The organism is Paraphotobacterium marinum (genome assembly GCF_002216855.1).
Classification (GTDB): domain Bacteria; phylum Pseudomonadota; class Gammaproteobacteria; order Enterobacterales; family Vibrionaceae; genus Paraphotobacterium; species Paraphotobacterium marinum.
In genome coordinates this window covers 506,016-519,791 of the sequence record NZ_CP022355.1, presented here as the reverse complement: position 1 = coordinate 519,791, position 13,776 = coordinate 506,016, and the positions used below count along the sequence as shown (strand labels likewise).

Below are 13,776 nucleotides of genomic sequence, written 5' to 3'. Positions count from 1 at the left end.
CTATATTTTTTTTGGTATGATTTCTTGGATATGATTTAGAATACCCATGGCTATTTTCTCTTTGGATGCTAAATCAAGTTCTTTTTGTTTGTTACCCCAATATAAGGTGACACTATTTTGATCGCTATTAAACCCTTGCTCTTTTTTAGAAACATCATTTGCACAAATTAAATCCAATTTCTTGTTTATTAATTTCAATTTGGCATTTTCTTCTAAATTTTGTGTTTCAGCACAAAAACCTACAGTGAATGGGCGCTGAATATCTAAATTAGCAACATATCTTAAAATGTCTGGATTTTTTGTTAAAGTGAGTGTCATTTCTTCAGTTTTTTTAGATGTTTGATCTGCAGAGTTAATCTTTTTTATTTTTTGTTCATGATAGTTAACTGGTTTAAAATCAGCAATGGCTGCGCATCCAATAAAAACATCAATTTTTTGGCATTGAATCAGCTTTTTAACTTCAGACAACATTTCATCGGCAGTAGTAATGTTTATTCTTTCGATTGAATTTGAGTGCTTTAGATTTACTGGACCAGAAACCAGGAAAACTTTGTAACCTAATTTGGAGGCCATTTCAGCTAGTGCGAACCCCATTTTTCCTGAGCTATGATTACTTATGTATCTAACAGGGTCAATTGGCTCAATTGTTGGTCCTGCTGTAATTAAAATACTTTTTTTTAAACAAACACTATTGAGGTTAAAGTGATTGGTTAATTCATGTAATATTTCATTAGGCTCAATCATACGGCCCTTGCCAATATCACCACAAGCTTGCGGACCTGAAGCTGGCCCCCAGATTAAGTACTCTCGATGCGTAAGTGTTTTTAAATTTTCTTGATTTGCAACGCTTGCATACATCTGCTGATTCATAGCTGGTACAATAGCGATTGGCGCATCTGTTGCTAAACAAACTGTTGATAATAAGTCGTCGGCTAAACCAGCCGTTATTTTAGCAATTGTATTTGCTGTAGCAGGTGCAATGACAATGATGTCAGCCCATTTAGCCAGAGCTATATGCCCCATTGCAGCTTCAGCTTCAGGATCAAGAAGATTGTCTGAGATTGGTTCACCGGATACAGCTTGAATTGTTAAAGGTGTTATAAACTCTTTTGCACTTTCGGTCATGATGACCCTAACTTGAGCTCCGTGTTCTTTTAATCTTCTGATCAGTTCGGCACATTTATAGGATGCTATGCCACCTGAAATGCCAATTAATATTTTTTTGTTGTTGAGCATATGTAAAATTTCTTTTATGGTGTATTGTTAAACATCAATTTTATATTGTTAGATTAAGTTTTTTCGATGTTATTGTCTACTTTTAAGGAAATTAATACAATAAAATTGAAAAAAATCTTGAGATCAAGATTTGTAATTAGTATAATGTGCCACCTTAGTAGAAGTATAATTATATAAAAAATTATAATTAATTTATTGAAACGATTTGGAGAAGACAATCATGTCTCGAGTATGTCAAGTAACAGGCAAGCGCCCAGTGACGGGTAATAACCGTTCTCATGCGCGAAATGCCACCAAGCGTCGTTTTCTACCGAACCTGCAAACACATCGTTTCTGGGTAGAAAATGAAAAAAGATTTGTTAAATTACGTTTAACAGCAAAAGGTATGCGTATCATCGATAAAAAAGGTATCGATGCTGTATTAGCTGATATTCGTGCACGTGGTGAAAACGTTTAAAGAGGATATTTGAAATGGCTAAAGGCATTCGTGAAAAAATTAAATTAGTATCTTCAGCTGGAACTGGTCACTTTTATACAACTGATAAGAATAAAAGAAACATGCCAGGAAAGTTTGAAATTAAAAAATTTGATCCTGTTGTTCGTAAACATGTAATGTATAAAGAAGCAAAAATCAAATAAATTTTGTTTTTATATCAAACAACAAATAAAGTCCGTTTCTTTCTTGAAGCGGACTTTTTTTTATCCATACAAAATTAGGATTTAAATAAAGATGCCAGAGTTACCTGAAGTAGAGGTTACATGTAAAGGGATAAGGCCTTATTCTGAAAACGAAATTATTTGTGAAATTAATTTACACCATAGGAAATTAAGGTGGGATGTTTCTGATAAAATCTTTAATTGTTTAAAAAAACCGATTGTTGCAATTGAAAGAAGAGCTAAATATATTTTGGTGAAATATCAAGATGGTTATCTTATCATCCATCTAGGTATGTCAGGAACATTGAGAGTTAATGAAAAGTCAGATAGTCTTATCAAACATGATCATATTGAGTTTATTTTAAAAAATGGGAATAAATTAGTATTTAATGATCCAAGACGATTTGGTTTTGTTCTTTGGAAAGATATCAATGAATTTGATGCATATTTCTCACATTTAGGTCCAGAACCGTTATCTGAAAAATTTGATACTAAATATTTATCTAATGTTCTAAAAAAGTCGAAATCAAATATTAAACAAGTCATAATGAATCAAAAAACGGTAGTGGGCGTAGGTAATATATATGCAAATGAAGCGTTATTTGAAAGCAAAATATCACCTTTAAGAATCGCTAATCAATTGAAAAAACTTGAAATTGAGTTATTAGTGAAAAATATCAAAATTGTTTTACAAAAGTCTATCAATCAAGGCGGAACAACATTGAAAGACTTTAAGCAAGCCAATGGTAAGCCAGGATATTTCGTACAAGAGTTAAGTGTCTACGGACGTAAAGATCAACCATGTATGGTTTGTGGAAACTTGCTCAAGGAAGTGAGGATTAATAATAGAACATCTGTTTATTGCGATAAGTGTCAACATTAGATTATAATTTTTCTTTCAGTGCACATTCCACGATAGATGGAACAAAACTTGACACATCTCCGTGATGAATTGCAACCTCTTTAACAATAGTGGATGAAATGAATGAATTCTCTTCAGATGGAGCTAGAAATATTGTTTCTAGATTGGGCATGAGTCGACGATTAACATTATTAAGTTGAAACTCATACTCAAAATCAGATACTGCTCTTATTCCACGAATTAAAATATGGGATTGATGCTTTTTAAGTAAATCGACTAATAAACCAGAAAACCCAATGACTTTAATATTAGGAATATGTTTTAAGCTTTCAGTTGCTAAAAAAGTACGTTCCTTGAGAGAAAACATTGGCTTTTTGGTTGGGCTTTGTGCAATGGCAACAATGACTTCATTAAATAGATGACTTGCTCTTTTGATTAAATCAATATGGCCATTTGTTATTGGATCAAATGTTCCGGGATAGATAACTGTGTGCTTCATAACTTTCCTCACTATCATAAAAAATTAATTTATTTGAATATTCTTGTCAAAAATGATTTGTTCAATTTTTTCTTTAACATCTTTGATTTTGATAAGTTCCATCGCCTTCTCATTTTTAATTCTATAGCGCCAATTTTTTTGTACTGAATCACGTTCTTTTTTGAGTGCTTCATCATAGGCATTAACAGTGTACTGAATAAAATTATAAGGACCTGTTCTTTGGGGATTTTGATAAGCATACAGACCTACTGTGGGTATATTGAGTGAAGCAGCTAAATGCGCAGGACCCGTATCAGGTGCAACTACTAAATTTGCAATTGAAATTAAAGCATACAAATCCTCTAAGCTTGTTTTACCAACAAAATTTAATACTTCGCATGAACAATTTTCAGCGATTTTGTTCGCGAAAACAACTTCGCGTGATGCAGGTGAACCGGCTAATATGATATGAAATCCTAATTTATTCAAGTATTCAATTAATTTTAGGTAACCATCTATTGTCCAGTTTCTTTGGGGGTTACTTGCTGAAGGTATTAATATACAAATTGGTTGATTCGGTATCTTTTTTTTTAGATTTTCCAAACTTACTTGATTGATTGGAATATTCCAAGATATTTTTTCTTCAGAAACTCCTAAACATTTCCCAAAACTCATAAAATTATCTAAAACATGAACTGATTGAGCTGGTTGGACTTTAACATTGGTAAAAAAGTGTTGTAATTCTCTAGATCTATTTTTACTATAGCCTAATTTATATTTTGATTTTATAAATAAGGAAATCAAATTTGCTCGCATTGAGGATTGTAAATTTAATAACGCATCGAATTTTTCATTTTTGAGCTCTTTTCTTAATTTAAGATATTCTTTGATACCATTTTTTTTATTAAAAGTGATAAACTTTACTTTAGGAATGTTTTTGATTAAGTTATATTCTATTTGACCAACCACCCAAGTAATCTTTGTGCTAGGCCACTGAGTTTGAATGGCACTTATCAAAGGAACTGTATTTGAAACATCTCCAATTGCAGATAGCCTCAAAATACAGATATTTTTAGGGGGCTTTTTAAAAAGTGGTAAACATTTTTTCATTGAGCAAACGATTTTATTGAATTTGAAGAGTATAGTTTATTATGATTATTGAAAAAAAACAAAAAAATCAATTTTTTATTTATAACAATGAAATTGTAACGGATTCATATGAAAATATCTTTAATATAAATTTATGGGAAGAAAATGTTGTTGGAAGCGCAAAGGGTCGTGGCACCACATGGTTTATTCAGTGGAAAAATTTACAAATTGCACTGAAGCATTATTTTCGAGGAGGTCTTTGGGGTAAGGTTGTGAAAGATAAATATTTTTATCTTGGTTTAAATCGCACTCGCTCATGGAAAGAATTTTATTTGTTAGAGCAGTTAAGAACTGAAGGTCTACCTGTGCCACAAGCAATCGCAGCAAAAGTGAAAAAAAAATTTTTTTTATATCAAACTGATATTATTACTGAACGGATTGAAAACGCAGAGTCTATTATTTCTTTTTTGAAAAAAAATAACTTACAGATTGAACAATTTATTGAGATAGGAAAAATTGTGAAAAAAATGCATCGATTAAATGTTTGTCATACAGATCTGAACGCAAATAATATATTGATTGATTCAAGCAATAAAATTTGGTTAATAGATTTTGATAAATGTAGTAAACGGGAAGGAGACAATTGGAAAAAAAACAATCTAAATAGACTTCAACGCTCATTTGAAAAAGAGTCCTATAAATATAAACTGAATTTAACTTCAGATTATTGGGATAACATCCTGCAAGGTTATAGATTATGAGTGTGCTTTTTAAGTAATTCTATAGTTTTAAGGGTAGCTCCTTGATTTTTTTGGACAGTTTCTGAAGCATTATTTCCTAAAACTTTTCTTAAAGATTCGTTTTCTAATAGATTTAAAACTTCATTTTGTAGTTCTTCTTTTGTTCTCGCTGTAATTATAGCGTTATTATCTTTTAGTGAATTATAAATATCTTGAAAGTTTCTATTGTTAGGCCCTGTGATAGTAGCCTTCGATAAAATGGCTGGTTCAAGAAGATTATGTCCTCCCGTTTTATCCCCAGCAAAACTCCCGCCCATAAAGACAACATCTGCTTTTTTTAAGAATGTGAACATTTCTCCCATGGAGTCTACCAAAATAATATCTGGATCTGTCAATATTTCATTATTTAGTTCAGATCGTTTAATAAAAGAAAATTTAGACAGTTGGCAGTATTTTTCAACCTGATCAAACCTCTCTGGATGTCTTGGTATTATAATTAATGCAGTCTGAGGCAATCTTTTCTTAATAGATTGAAAAATATTAAGAATTAATTCTTCTTCAGGAGAGTGAGTGCTTGCTGCAACAATAAACATTTTGTCTTTATTAAATTTTTGTAAAAGTGAATGTTTGATTGGTATATTTTTTAAATTTATGTCGTATTTCATTGAACCAGATACACTTAGTTTATCTCCTGGAATAGATAGCTTTGAAAATCTATCCCTATCTTTTAAGTTGATACAACTTATATGTGTAATATATTTAAATATAAGGTTATAAACTATTTTGGATGCTTTAAGATAACGCATCATAGAACGTTCAGATAAACGTGCGTTAATTACAATGATTGGAATTTTTTGTTCGTACGATAGCCTAATTAAATTGGGCCAAAGTTCAGTTTCTATATTTATAAACATTGAGGGCTGAAATCTTTTTAAAAATAAACGAATAAAAAATGGTAGATCTAATGGTAAATATTGATGAAAAACGCCTTCTAAATTTTCTTTCTTAAAGCTTTCAAAACCTGTCGCAGTTGTTGTTGTTACCAAGAATTGTAATTTTCTATTTTCTTTCTTAATTTCTTTTATTAACCTTATTGATAGGTTTGATTCACCAACAGACACACTGTGAATCCAAATTAGATCTTTTGGTATTTTGGCTTTAGAAATCCCGAACAATTCAGGCCACCTTTTTCCAATGTAGGGTTTATTACTTTTTTTTCTGAGAAGAGCAAAAAGAAACATAGGGAGTATTAAAAAAAAATACAAAATAGAATATATAAAAGCAAACATAAATTAGCCTACGAATTAAAATTTAGTACAGCCTGACTGACCATTTTTGGAAATAATTCTTCCATACATTTATGATGTTTAAGAGGACAAACTTTCTCATGACAAGGTCTACAGCTTATATCAGTATGCAAGATTTTAGCTTTTTTAGTTAATGGAGGTGTATAATCGGGTGTTGTAGGTCCATAGATTGCGACAACATTAATACCGACTGCAGCTGCTACGAATAAATTACCTGAATCATTTGAAACGGCTGTTTTGCATAAAGATAAAATATCAATCAAATCCTCAAGACTTGTAGAACCACATAAATTAATAACACTATCTTTTTGTGATTCATTAATGGAATTGTAAATCTCATCACATCGTGCTTGATCGCTTGGTGCTCCCAGTATCAAAATTTTAAAATCCTTTTTTATTAAATCTTTAATTAACTCAGAAAAGTATTTTTTGGGCCATTTTTTCGCTTCTCCACCTGATGCTCCTGGACATATGGCAATTACATCCGTCTCTAAAGGGATATTAAACTTTTTGACTAAATGATTAAGGTTTTTTTTATTGACCATTAATTTAGGGTAATATTTTTCAGGTATAGGGTCATTCAATAAAGCTGAATTTTTTTTTTCACCTAATTGTAAATATCGATTTACATTAAGATGAACTTTTTTCATGTTTTTCCTTAAATCATTCAATAGAAAATATCTTTGTTCACCTACCCAACCAGTTCTAAGTGGTACATGTGACCAGTATGCTAATAGTGCTGATTTGAAGGTTTTGGGAATAACAATGACTTGATCATAATGGTATGTCCTAAGAGATTTTGAAAATAAATATCTTTTATAAACTTTCAACTCTTTATGTTTAAAGGGAATACTGATAATATTTCTAATTTCAGGTATTCTCTTAGCTACAGGGACAAGCCAATTTGGAACAGCTAAGTCTAGTTGAACCGTTTGTTCTCTTTTTAACTTTTTCAAGAGAGCATGACTCATAACTAAGTCTCCAAGCCATGCAGGGGCAATGATTAAAATACTTTTCATCATGATAACTCTTTTTTATTTTGAGTATTATTCAAATATGTACTATATCCTAAAAAGATACTTAGAAAACAACAATAAAATAAAATTCCGGACATTATATGAAGATAAGCTTGAGTCAAATTAAATATCATTACAGAAAAAATGAAAGTGATACCAAGTATATTAATAGTCTTACTATTGATATCGTTAGCACTTGCTTTAAAGTTTTTAATGAAAATATAAAGTGGGCTTAAAAAAAACATAAGTAAACTAAGTAAACCAATTAACCCCCTTGTTTGGAGAGCCTGTAAGTATTGATTATGAGCATGACCAACTATAAAATCTTTATCAATATTTACAATTTTTTCTCTATTTTGCTCAATTCTTATTTTTGATTGACCTTTCTCACCGTACCCTAATAATGGAGCACCAGAAAAAGAGTAAATAGCACTTTTCCATAATTGAATTCTTTCGTATGTGCTGAAGTTATGCTTTGTTTCTGTTTGCGAGTTAGCAATACTTGATATCGTTCGTTTTATTTGACTTTTGACCGTTTGGTTGGAATAAGCTAAGCACAAAAAAATAATAATAATAGTAGATGCTATGTAGAATTTTTTTCGAGAGTTCGTGTTGAAGGATAAAAAAATAATTAACAGCATAGTAGGAGGAATACTTATCCATGCGCCACGAGCATTAGCTGAGATTAATAAATAAATTAATCCAGAACCTAAAATCAAACAAAAAGCTGTTAAAATATAGTTGCTTCTTCTTAAAAAATAGCCAATTAATACGATCATAAATAAAAAAGAGAAGCCAACATCCCGCCTGTTTGAATGGGCATCCAGTTATGAAAAAAATTGTAAACCAAATGTGGTATCTCTGAATGGTTTCTTATCTCAAAAACATAAAATCTCTGCCAGTAAATATGATAATGATTGGCTAAATAAATCAGTAAACAACCACTAAGAATAGCAAAAAAAGCAGATGAAAGTATGCTTGAAAATAACAAATTTACAGAAGGTTTGAAATTATTTATTACTAGTATTATTGAAATAATAAAGAATGTTCTCCAGGACGTATCTAAAACAGATACATTGTCACCATTGAATATAATTTGTATTAAGTGTGATAGAAAAAACAACAAAACAGTGAAAATAATTAGTTTTTGATCTTTATTGAAATTTTTTGGCCAAGAATCTTTTAATAAAATTAAAGAAGTTAAGCATAATAAAAAATATAGTCCATAACCTCTACCAAAGAAAACAAAGAATGATAGTGTGATAAAAATCGATATATTAACAAGTTGATTTTTAATTTGCATGCTATAAATTGAATAGTTATTGTTTTAATATATAATATCCTAAATTTATTTTTTGTCGATGTTAATTCAGGGAAAGGATTAATATTATCTCAGATAAAACAAACTTGGGTGCATTAATATATGAAACATGACTTTTACAACGAGCTACAAGCAAAATTAAACGAATTAAAAGAGCATGGTCTTTATAAATCGGAAAGAATCATAAAGTCTAAACAAAGTGCAATGGTCAATATCGAACCAGATAATGAAGTCATTAATTTTTGTGCAAATAACTATTTAGGTTTAGCAGATTCTCAAAACCTTATAAAAGATGCTCAGGAAGGTTTAGAGAAATATGGTTATGGAGTTGCATCAGTAAGATTTATTTGTGGCACTCAATCAGTTCATAAAACGCTTGAACATACTATATCAAACTTCTTAAATATGGAAGATACAATCTTATATTCTTCTTGCTTTGATGCAAATACTGGTCTTTTTGAAACGATACTTGATAAAGATGATGCTATTATCTCAGATGAATTGAATCATGCTTCAATTATTGATGGTGTAAGACTTTGCAAAGCCGCTAGATATCGCTATAAAAATAATGATATGAAATCTTTAGAAGAACAGTTGATAAAAGCGAAAAAGTCTGACGCTAAGAATATATTAGTTGTTACTGATGGAGTTTTTTCCATGGATGGGGTAATTGCAAATTTGAAAGAAATTTGTGACTTATCCGAAAAATATAATGCCTTAGTTATGGTTGATGATTCACATGCAGTTGGTTTTATGGGAGAGAATGGTAAAGGAACACATGAATATAATGATGTAATTGGAAGAGTTGACATCATAACCGGTACGCTTGGTAAGGCTCTTGGTGGTGCCTCTGGTGGTTATACGTCAGGTAAGAAAGAGGTGATTGATTGGTTGAGACAAAGATCAAGGCCTTATCTATTTTCAAACTCTTTAGCCCCAGTTATCGCTTATACCTCAAATAAAATGTTCCAGCTAATCGAAAGTCAAGGTAGTGAGTTACGAAAGCAGTTAAATGAAAACTCAAATTATTTTCGTGATCGAATGAATGCAGCTGGTTTTAATTTAGCTGGCAAAGACCATCCGATCATTCCAATTATGCTTGGAGATGCAAAGTTAGCAGTCAAATTTTCTGAAATGGCACTGACTAAGGGTATTTATGTAATTGCATTTTCATATCCTGTAGTGCCTAAAAACCAAGCGAGAATTAGAACTCAAATGTCAGCGATTCATTCACGTAAACAATTAGATTATGTTATTGATAGTTTTATTGAAATTGGTAAAGAGTTAAATATTATTGGATAAGAGATTTTATAAATGAAAGCATTGTCGAAATTGGAGCCTCAAAAAGGGGTATGGATGACTGAGGCAAGTATACCTCAAATTGGTCCTAACGATTTATTAATAAAAATAAAAAAAACTGCAATTTGTGGAACTGATATACATATTTATAATTGGGATCAGTGGTCCCAAGATACAATCAAAACACCAATGATATTTGGTCATGAGTATGTTGGGCAAGTTGTTGAAATTGGTAAAGAAGTTAAAGGATATGCGATTGGTGATAGAGTTTCAGGGGAAGGTCACATAACCTGTGGATATTGTCGTAACTGCAGAGGTGGTAGAACGCACTTGTGTCGTAATACGATTGGTGTAGGTGTTAATCGTGATGGTGCCTTTGCTGAGTATTTATGTATACCTGCGTTTAATGCATTTAAAATTCCAGATGAAATTTCGGATGATTTGGCTGCTATTTTCGATCCTTTCGGGAACGCTGTACATACTGCTTTGTCTTTTGATTTAGTTGGGGAAGACGTACTAATAACCGGAGCAGGGCCTATTGGCATTATGGCAGCGGCAGTTGCTAAACATGTTGGTGCAAGACATGTAGTGATCACAGATGTTAATGATTATAGGCTTGAATTAGCAAAAAAATGGGTGTTTCTGAAGCTGTTAATGTTGCTAAGGAGTCCCTTGCTGATGTTATGCAAAGATTGAATATGAAAGAAGGTTTTGATGTGGGACTTGAGATGTCGGGAGTTCCAAGTGCTTTTTCTCAGATGTTAAATACAATGAATCACGGGGGTAGGATAGCACTATTAGGAATTCCTCCGAAAAATATGGAAATTAATTGGAATGATATTATCTTTAAAGGAATTACTATTAAAGGTATCTATGGTCGAGAAATGTTTGAAACCTGGTATAAAATGGCAAGTTTAATTCAATCAGGATTGAACTTGACTCCGATTATTACCCATCACTTTAATGTATCGTCTTTTCAGGAAGCTTTTGAAAAAATGGACTCAGGGTTATCTGGAAAAGTTATTTTAAATTGGGATTAGTTTTTAGAAGACATATAAATTAAGAACTAATTTATATGTCTATGTAAAGTGTTATTAAACTAGACTTTTTCCTGTCATTTCTTCAGGTTGTTCTTCATTAGTTAATTTTAACATTGTTGGAGCTAAGTCTGAAAGTTTACCATCTTCTTTAAATGTAATTTTTTATTACCAAAATAAATTAATGGCACTGGAAGATTAGTATGAGCTGTGTGTATATTTCCGGTTTCAGGATTAACCATCATTTCAGCATTTCCATGATCTGCAGTTATCAATAACTGACCATTGATTTTTTCTATTGCCTCAACAACTTTTTGGAGGCTTGAATCAACAGCCTCTGCGGCCTTAACTGCAGCTTCATATACGCCAGTGTGGCCAACCATATCTCCATTTGGATAATTACAAATTATATAATCAAACTCTTGGCTTTCGATTGCTTCCACAAGCTTATGGGTAAGTTCTTCTGAGCTCATTTCTGGCTGAAGATCGTAAGTTGCAACCTTGGGTGAAGGAATAAGAATTCTCGATTCACCATTAAACTCATTTTCGACCCCACCATTAAAGAAAAAAGTCACATGCGCATATTTCTCTGTCTCAGAAATTCTTAATTGGGTTTTGCCTTGTTTAGATGCCCATTCTCCAAAAGTATTTATGAGCTTTTCTGAAGGAAATGCAACTGGAAAGTTAATTGATGCAGAATATTCTGTGAGCATAACAAAATTTAAGTTTTTAGGGAAATAAACACGTTTAAATCCATCAAAATTAGGTTCAAAAGCTTGCGTTATTTGTCTAGCTCTATCAGCTCTAAAATTCATCAATATAATAGAATCGCCATCTTCTACTTTCACAATTGGATTTAAGTCATCATGAATACTAGTTGCTTTTACAAACTCATCATTTTCATCTCTTTCGTAGGCTGCATGTAAACCATTAACTGCAGAATTTGCAATAAAATGAGCTTTTCCTTGGGTAATTAGATTATATGCTTCTTCAATTCTATCCCAGTTGTTGTCTCTATCCATTGCATAATATCGACCAATCAAAGAAACAATTCTTCCTGAGCCTAATTGATTAAATAATTTTTCAATTTTCATTAGTGAAGATTCTGCACTTCTTGGAGGAGTATCTCGACCATCTAAGAAAGCGTGAAAATAAACTTTTTGGATTCCATGTTTAATAGCAGTTTCTAACATTGCAATAATATGATCTTCATGACTATGAACACCACCTGGAGACAATAAACCCAGTACATGGAGTGCTTTATTGTTTTCTTTTGTAGTGCTAAGAGTATTATTTATTGCTGGATTTTGAGAAAACTCACCATCATCTATCGACTTTGTAATTCGAGTAAGATCTTGGTACACAATTCTACCTGCTCCGATGTTTGTATGCCCAACCTCAGAATTACCCATTTGTCCTTGAGGCAAACCAACTTCGCCACTTGATGCAGAAATTAATGTGTTTGGGTAATTTTTAAAAAGATTATCTAACGTTGGTGTTTTTGCATTTGCAATTGCATTATCTTTTTTATCTTCTCTATGTCCCCATCCATCTAAAATGACTAGAGCTAATGTGTTTTTCTTTGACATGTTTTTACCTTAATAAAAGAACTTCTGTTTATATTATATAATTTAATTTGGTTTAATTAAAGCGTGGTGTTGAGTCAATATTTTTTAACAAAAGTAGGCTTCTTAGAGATTATTCCTTTTTAAAGGATTGTAATAAAATATAATCTAAAGCTATAATACCTAAAAATTTTGTGGAGTAAAAAAGTGAACCAATTTTTTGAGTTTATTATAGAAAATTATCTGTTAAGTGCTTTATGGGTATTTATTTTAATATTAATAATTTTTTCTATTTTAAAAGAAAAAATGCGTAAAGATTTAATTGAGTCACCAAAAGCTGTTGAATTAATTAATAAAGAAGAAGCTATTCCTCTGGATGTCAGAACTAAGGAAGAGTTTGAAAGAGGCCATATTACAGGATCTTTAAATATATCTATTGCAGATTTAAAACAAAAGTTATTTAAAGGACTTGAAAAAGACAAAAAGCGACCAATTATTATTATAAGTGCAAATGGAATGAGTTCCACGGAGATTCAAAAGCTACTTATTGCTAATAATTTTGAAAACACTTTTATTCTAAAAGATGGGATTAATTCTTGGAAAAATAGTAATCTTCCGTTAATCTCAAAAGAAAAAAATAAACAAAAGAATAAAAACACAAAAAATAAAAATTAATAAAGGTTAATAAAATGTCAGAAAACAATGTTAATAATAATGAACAAAATACAGAAACAAACTTTCAAATTCAGAGAGTTTTTCTAAAAGATGTTTCTTTTGAAGCACCAAAAGCAACTGAAATGTTCCAAAAAAACTGGGAACCTGAAGTTAAGTTAGATTTAGATACAGAAAATCGTAAGCTAAACGAAAATATTTTTGAAGTTATTTTAAGAATTACAGTAACTGTAGAAAATGCTGGAGAAACTGCTTTTTTGTGTGAAATCCATCAAGGTGGTATTTTTACGATAGAAGGAATGGAATCAACTCAACTTGCTCACTGTCTTGGTGCATTTTGTCCAAATATTCTATTTCCTTATGCCAGAGAAACTGTTTCAAGTCTTGTAGTTAAAGGTACATTTCCTCAGTTGAATTTAGCGCCAGTTAACTTTGATGCTTTATTTATGAACTATTTAGAAAAACAGAATAATGCAACTGAAGCTTCAAACGCTTAA

Annotated in this window: 14 protein-coding genes and 2 pseudogenes; 8 read left to right on the top strand and 8 right to left on the bottom strand. The window is 31.3% G+C overall.

Annotated elements, in window-relative coordinates; translation table 11 throughout:
* Positions 1-1,236: a bifunctional phosphopantothenoylcysteine decarboxylase/phosphopantothenate--cysteine ligase CoaBC gene (coaBC, locus tag CF386_RS02865; protein WP_089072970.1), complete on the bottom strand. Its 1,236-nt coding sequence runs from the start codon at positions 1,234-1,236 to the stop codon at positions 1-3.
* Between the two features lie 220 nt (positions 1,237-1,456).
* Between coaBC and rpmB the strand changes: the two genes are divergently transcribed.
* The 3 genes from rpmB (at position 1,457) to mutM (ending at position 2,776) form a co-directional block, all read left to right on the top strand.
* On the top strand, positions 1,457-1,693 hold the full coding sequence (gene rpmB, locus CF386_RS02860; RefSeq protein WP_089072969.1) for a 50S ribosomal protein L28: 237 nt from the start codon (positions 1,457-1,459) through the stop codon (positions 1,691-1,693).
* A gap of 14 nt (positions 1,694-1,707) precedes the next feature.
* Positions 1,708-1,875, top strand: a complete 168-nt coding sequence (gene rpmG / locus CF386_RS02855; protein WP_084884015.1) for a 50S ribosomal protein L33 — start codon at positions 1,708-1,710, stop codon at positions 1,873-1,875.
* 91 nt (positions 1,876-1,966) lie between these two features.
* A complete protein-coding gene (mutM, locus tag CF386_RS02850; protein WP_089072968.1) occupies positions 1,967-2,776 on the top strand; it encodes a bifunctional DNA-formamidopyrimidine glycosylase/DNA-(apurinic or apyrimidinic site) lyase in 810 nt (269 codons plus the stop codon).
* Between the two features lies 1 nt (position 2,777).
* On the opposite strand, the gene coaD is transcribed toward mutM, so the two are convergent.
* Both coaD and CF386_RS02840 read right to left on the bottom strand, forming a co-directional pair.
* Positions 2,778-3,254 carry a pantetheine-phosphate adenylyltransferase gene (gene coaD / locus CF386_RS02845; protein ID WP_089072967.1) on the bottom strand — a complete coding sequence of 159 codons (477 nt, stop codon included), beginning with the start codon at positions 3,252-3,254 and terminating at the stop codon, positions 2,778-2,780.
* Positions 3,255-3,278: 24 nt separating this feature from the next.
* Complete coding sequence (locus CF386_RS02840) at positions 3,279-4,343, bottom strand: glycosyltransferase family 9 protein (protein ID WP_089072966.1); 1,065 nt, start codon at positions 4,341-4,343, stop codon at positions 3,279-3,281.
* A gap of 41 nt (positions 4,344-4,384) precedes the next feature.
* Here CF386_RS02840 and CF386_RS02835 point away from each other — a divergent pair, with 41 nt between their 5' ends.
* Positions 4,385-5,083, top strand: a complete 699-nt coding sequence (locus CF386_RS02835) for a 3-deoxy-D-manno-octulosonic acid kinase (protein ID WP_089072965.1) — start codon at positions 4,385-4,387, stop codon at positions 5,081-5,083.
* On the opposite strand, the gene CF386_RS02830 is transcribed toward CF386_RS02835, so the two are convergent.
* The 4 genes from CF386_RS02830 to CF386_RS02815 are packed head-to-tail and all read right to left on the bottom strand — an operon-like array spanning position 5,071 to position 8,688.
* Positions 5,071-6,351, bottom strand: coding sequence for a 3-deoxy-D-manno-octulosonic acid transferase (locus tag CF386_RS02830; RefSeq protein WP_089072964.1), 1,281 nt, complete (start codon positions 6,349-6,351; stop codon positions 5,071-5,073). The genes CF386_RS02835 and CF386_RS02830 overlap by 13 nt on opposite strands.
* Before the next feature lie 8 nt (positions 6,352-6,359).
* A complete protein-coding gene (gene waaF / locus CF386_RS02825) occupies positions 6,360-7,391 on the bottom strand; it encodes a lipopolysaccharide heptosyltransferase II (protein ID WP_089072963.1) in 1,032 nt (343 codons plus the stop codon).
* Entirely contained in the window at positions 7,388-8,164 is a 777-nt protein-coding gene (locus CF386_RS02820) for an O-antigen ligase family protein (RefSeq protein WP_089072962.1), read from the bottom strand. The genes waaF and CF386_RS02820 overlap by 4 nt, the downstream gene beginning before the upstream one ends.
* Positions 8,161-8,688, bottom strand: a complete 528-nt coding sequence (locus tag CF386_RS02815; protein ID WP_089072961.1) for a hypothetical protein — start codon at positions 8,686-8,688, stop codon at positions 8,161-8,163. Before CF386_RS02815 ends, CF386_RS02820 begins: the two co-directional genes overlap by 4 nt.
* A 120-nt stretch (positions 8,689-8,808) precedes the next feature.
* On the opposite strand from CF386_RS02815, the gene CF386_RS02810 reads away from it, so the two are divergent.
* Together CF386_RS02810 and tdh are read left to right on the top strand one after the other, a co-directional pair.
* A complete protein-coding gene (locus CF386_RS02810; protein ID WP_089072960.1) occupies positions 8,809-10,008 on the top strand; it encodes a glycine C-acetyltransferase in 1,200 nt (399 codons plus the stop codon).
* Positions 10,009-10,020: 12 nt separating this feature from the next.
* A pseudogene (tdh, locus tag CF386_RS02805) lies at positions 10,021-11,045 on the top strand (L-threonine 3-dehydrogenase).
* A gap of 54 nt (positions 11,046-11,099) precedes the next feature.
* Here tdh and gpmM read toward each other — a convergent pair.
* Positions 11,100-12,631, bottom strand: a pseudogene (gene gpmM / locus CF386_RS02800) (2,3-bisphosphoglycerate-independent phosphoglycerate mutase).
* 183 nt (positions 12,632-12,814) lie between these two features.
* On the opposite strand from gpmM, the gene CF386_RS02795 reads away from it, so the two are divergent.
* Both CF386_RS02795 and secB read left to right on the top strand, forming a co-directional pair.
* Positions 12,815-13,282, top strand: coding sequence for a rhodanese-like domain-containing protein (locus CF386_RS02795; protein WP_089072959.1), 468 nt, complete (start codon positions 12,815-12,817; stop codon positions 13,280-13,282).
* Between the two features lie 14 nt (positions 13,283-13,296).
* On the top strand, positions 13,297-13,776 hold the full coding sequence (gene secB, locus CF386_RS02790; RefSeq protein ID WP_089072958.1) for a protein-export chaperone SecB: 480 nt from the start codon (positions 13,297-13,299) through the stop codon (positions 13,774-13,776).

What these genes read in the sequence shown, in the direction of transcription:
- coaBC (WP_089072970.1), bottom strand. Translation starts at nt 1,236, where the DNA reads ATGCTCAACAACAAAAAAATATTAATTGGCATTTCAGGTGGCATAGCA.
- rpmB (WP_089072969.1), top strand. Translation starts at nt 1,457, where the DNA reads ATGTCTCGAGTATGTCAAGTAACAGGCAAGCGCCCAGTGACGGGTAAT.
- rpmG (WP_084884015.1), top strand. Translation starts at nt 1,708, where the DNA reads ATGGCTAAAGGCATTCGTGAAAAAATTAAATTAGTATCTTCAGCTGGA.
- mutM (WP_089072968.1), top strand. Translation starts at nt 1,967, where the DNA reads ATGCCAGAGTTACCTGAAGTAGAGGTTACATGTAAAGGGATAAGGCCT.
- coaD (WP_089072967.1), bottom strand. Translation starts at nt 3,254, where the DNA reads ATGAAGCACACAGTTATCTATCCCGGAACATTTGATCCAATAACAAAT.
- CF386_RS02840 (WP_089072966.1), bottom strand. Translation starts at nt 4,343, where the DNA reads ATGAAAAAATGTTTACCACTTTTTAAAAAGCCCCCTAAAAATATCTGT.
- CF386_RS02835 (WP_089072965.1), top strand. Translation starts at nt 4,385, where the DNA reads ATGATTATTGAAAAAAAACAAAAAAATCAATTTTTTATTTATAACAAT.
- CF386_RS02830 (WP_089072964.1), bottom strand. Translation starts at nt 6,351, where the DNA reads ATGTTTGCTTTTATATATTCTATTTTGTATTTTTTTTTAATACTCCCT.
- waaF (WP_089072963.1), bottom strand. Translation starts at nt 7,391, where the DNA reads ATGATGAAAAGTATTTTAATCATTGCCCCTGCATGGCTTGGAGACTTA.
- CF386_RS02820 (WP_089072962.1), bottom strand. Translation starts at nt 8,164, where the DNA reads ATGATCGTATTAATTGGCTATTTTTTAAGAAGAAGCAACTATATTTTA.
- CF386_RS02815 (WP_089072961.1), bottom strand. Translation starts at nt 8,688, where the DNA reads ATGCAAATTAAAAATCAACTTGTTAATATATCGATTTTTATCACACTA.
- CF386_RS02810 (WP_089072960.1), top strand. Translation starts at nt 8,809, where the DNA reads ATGAAACATGACTTTTACAACGAGCTACAAGCAAAATTAAACGAATTA.
- secB (WP_089072958.1), top strand. Translation starts at nt 13,297, where the DNA reads ATGTCAGAAAACAATGTTAATAATAATGAACAAAATACAGAAACAAAC.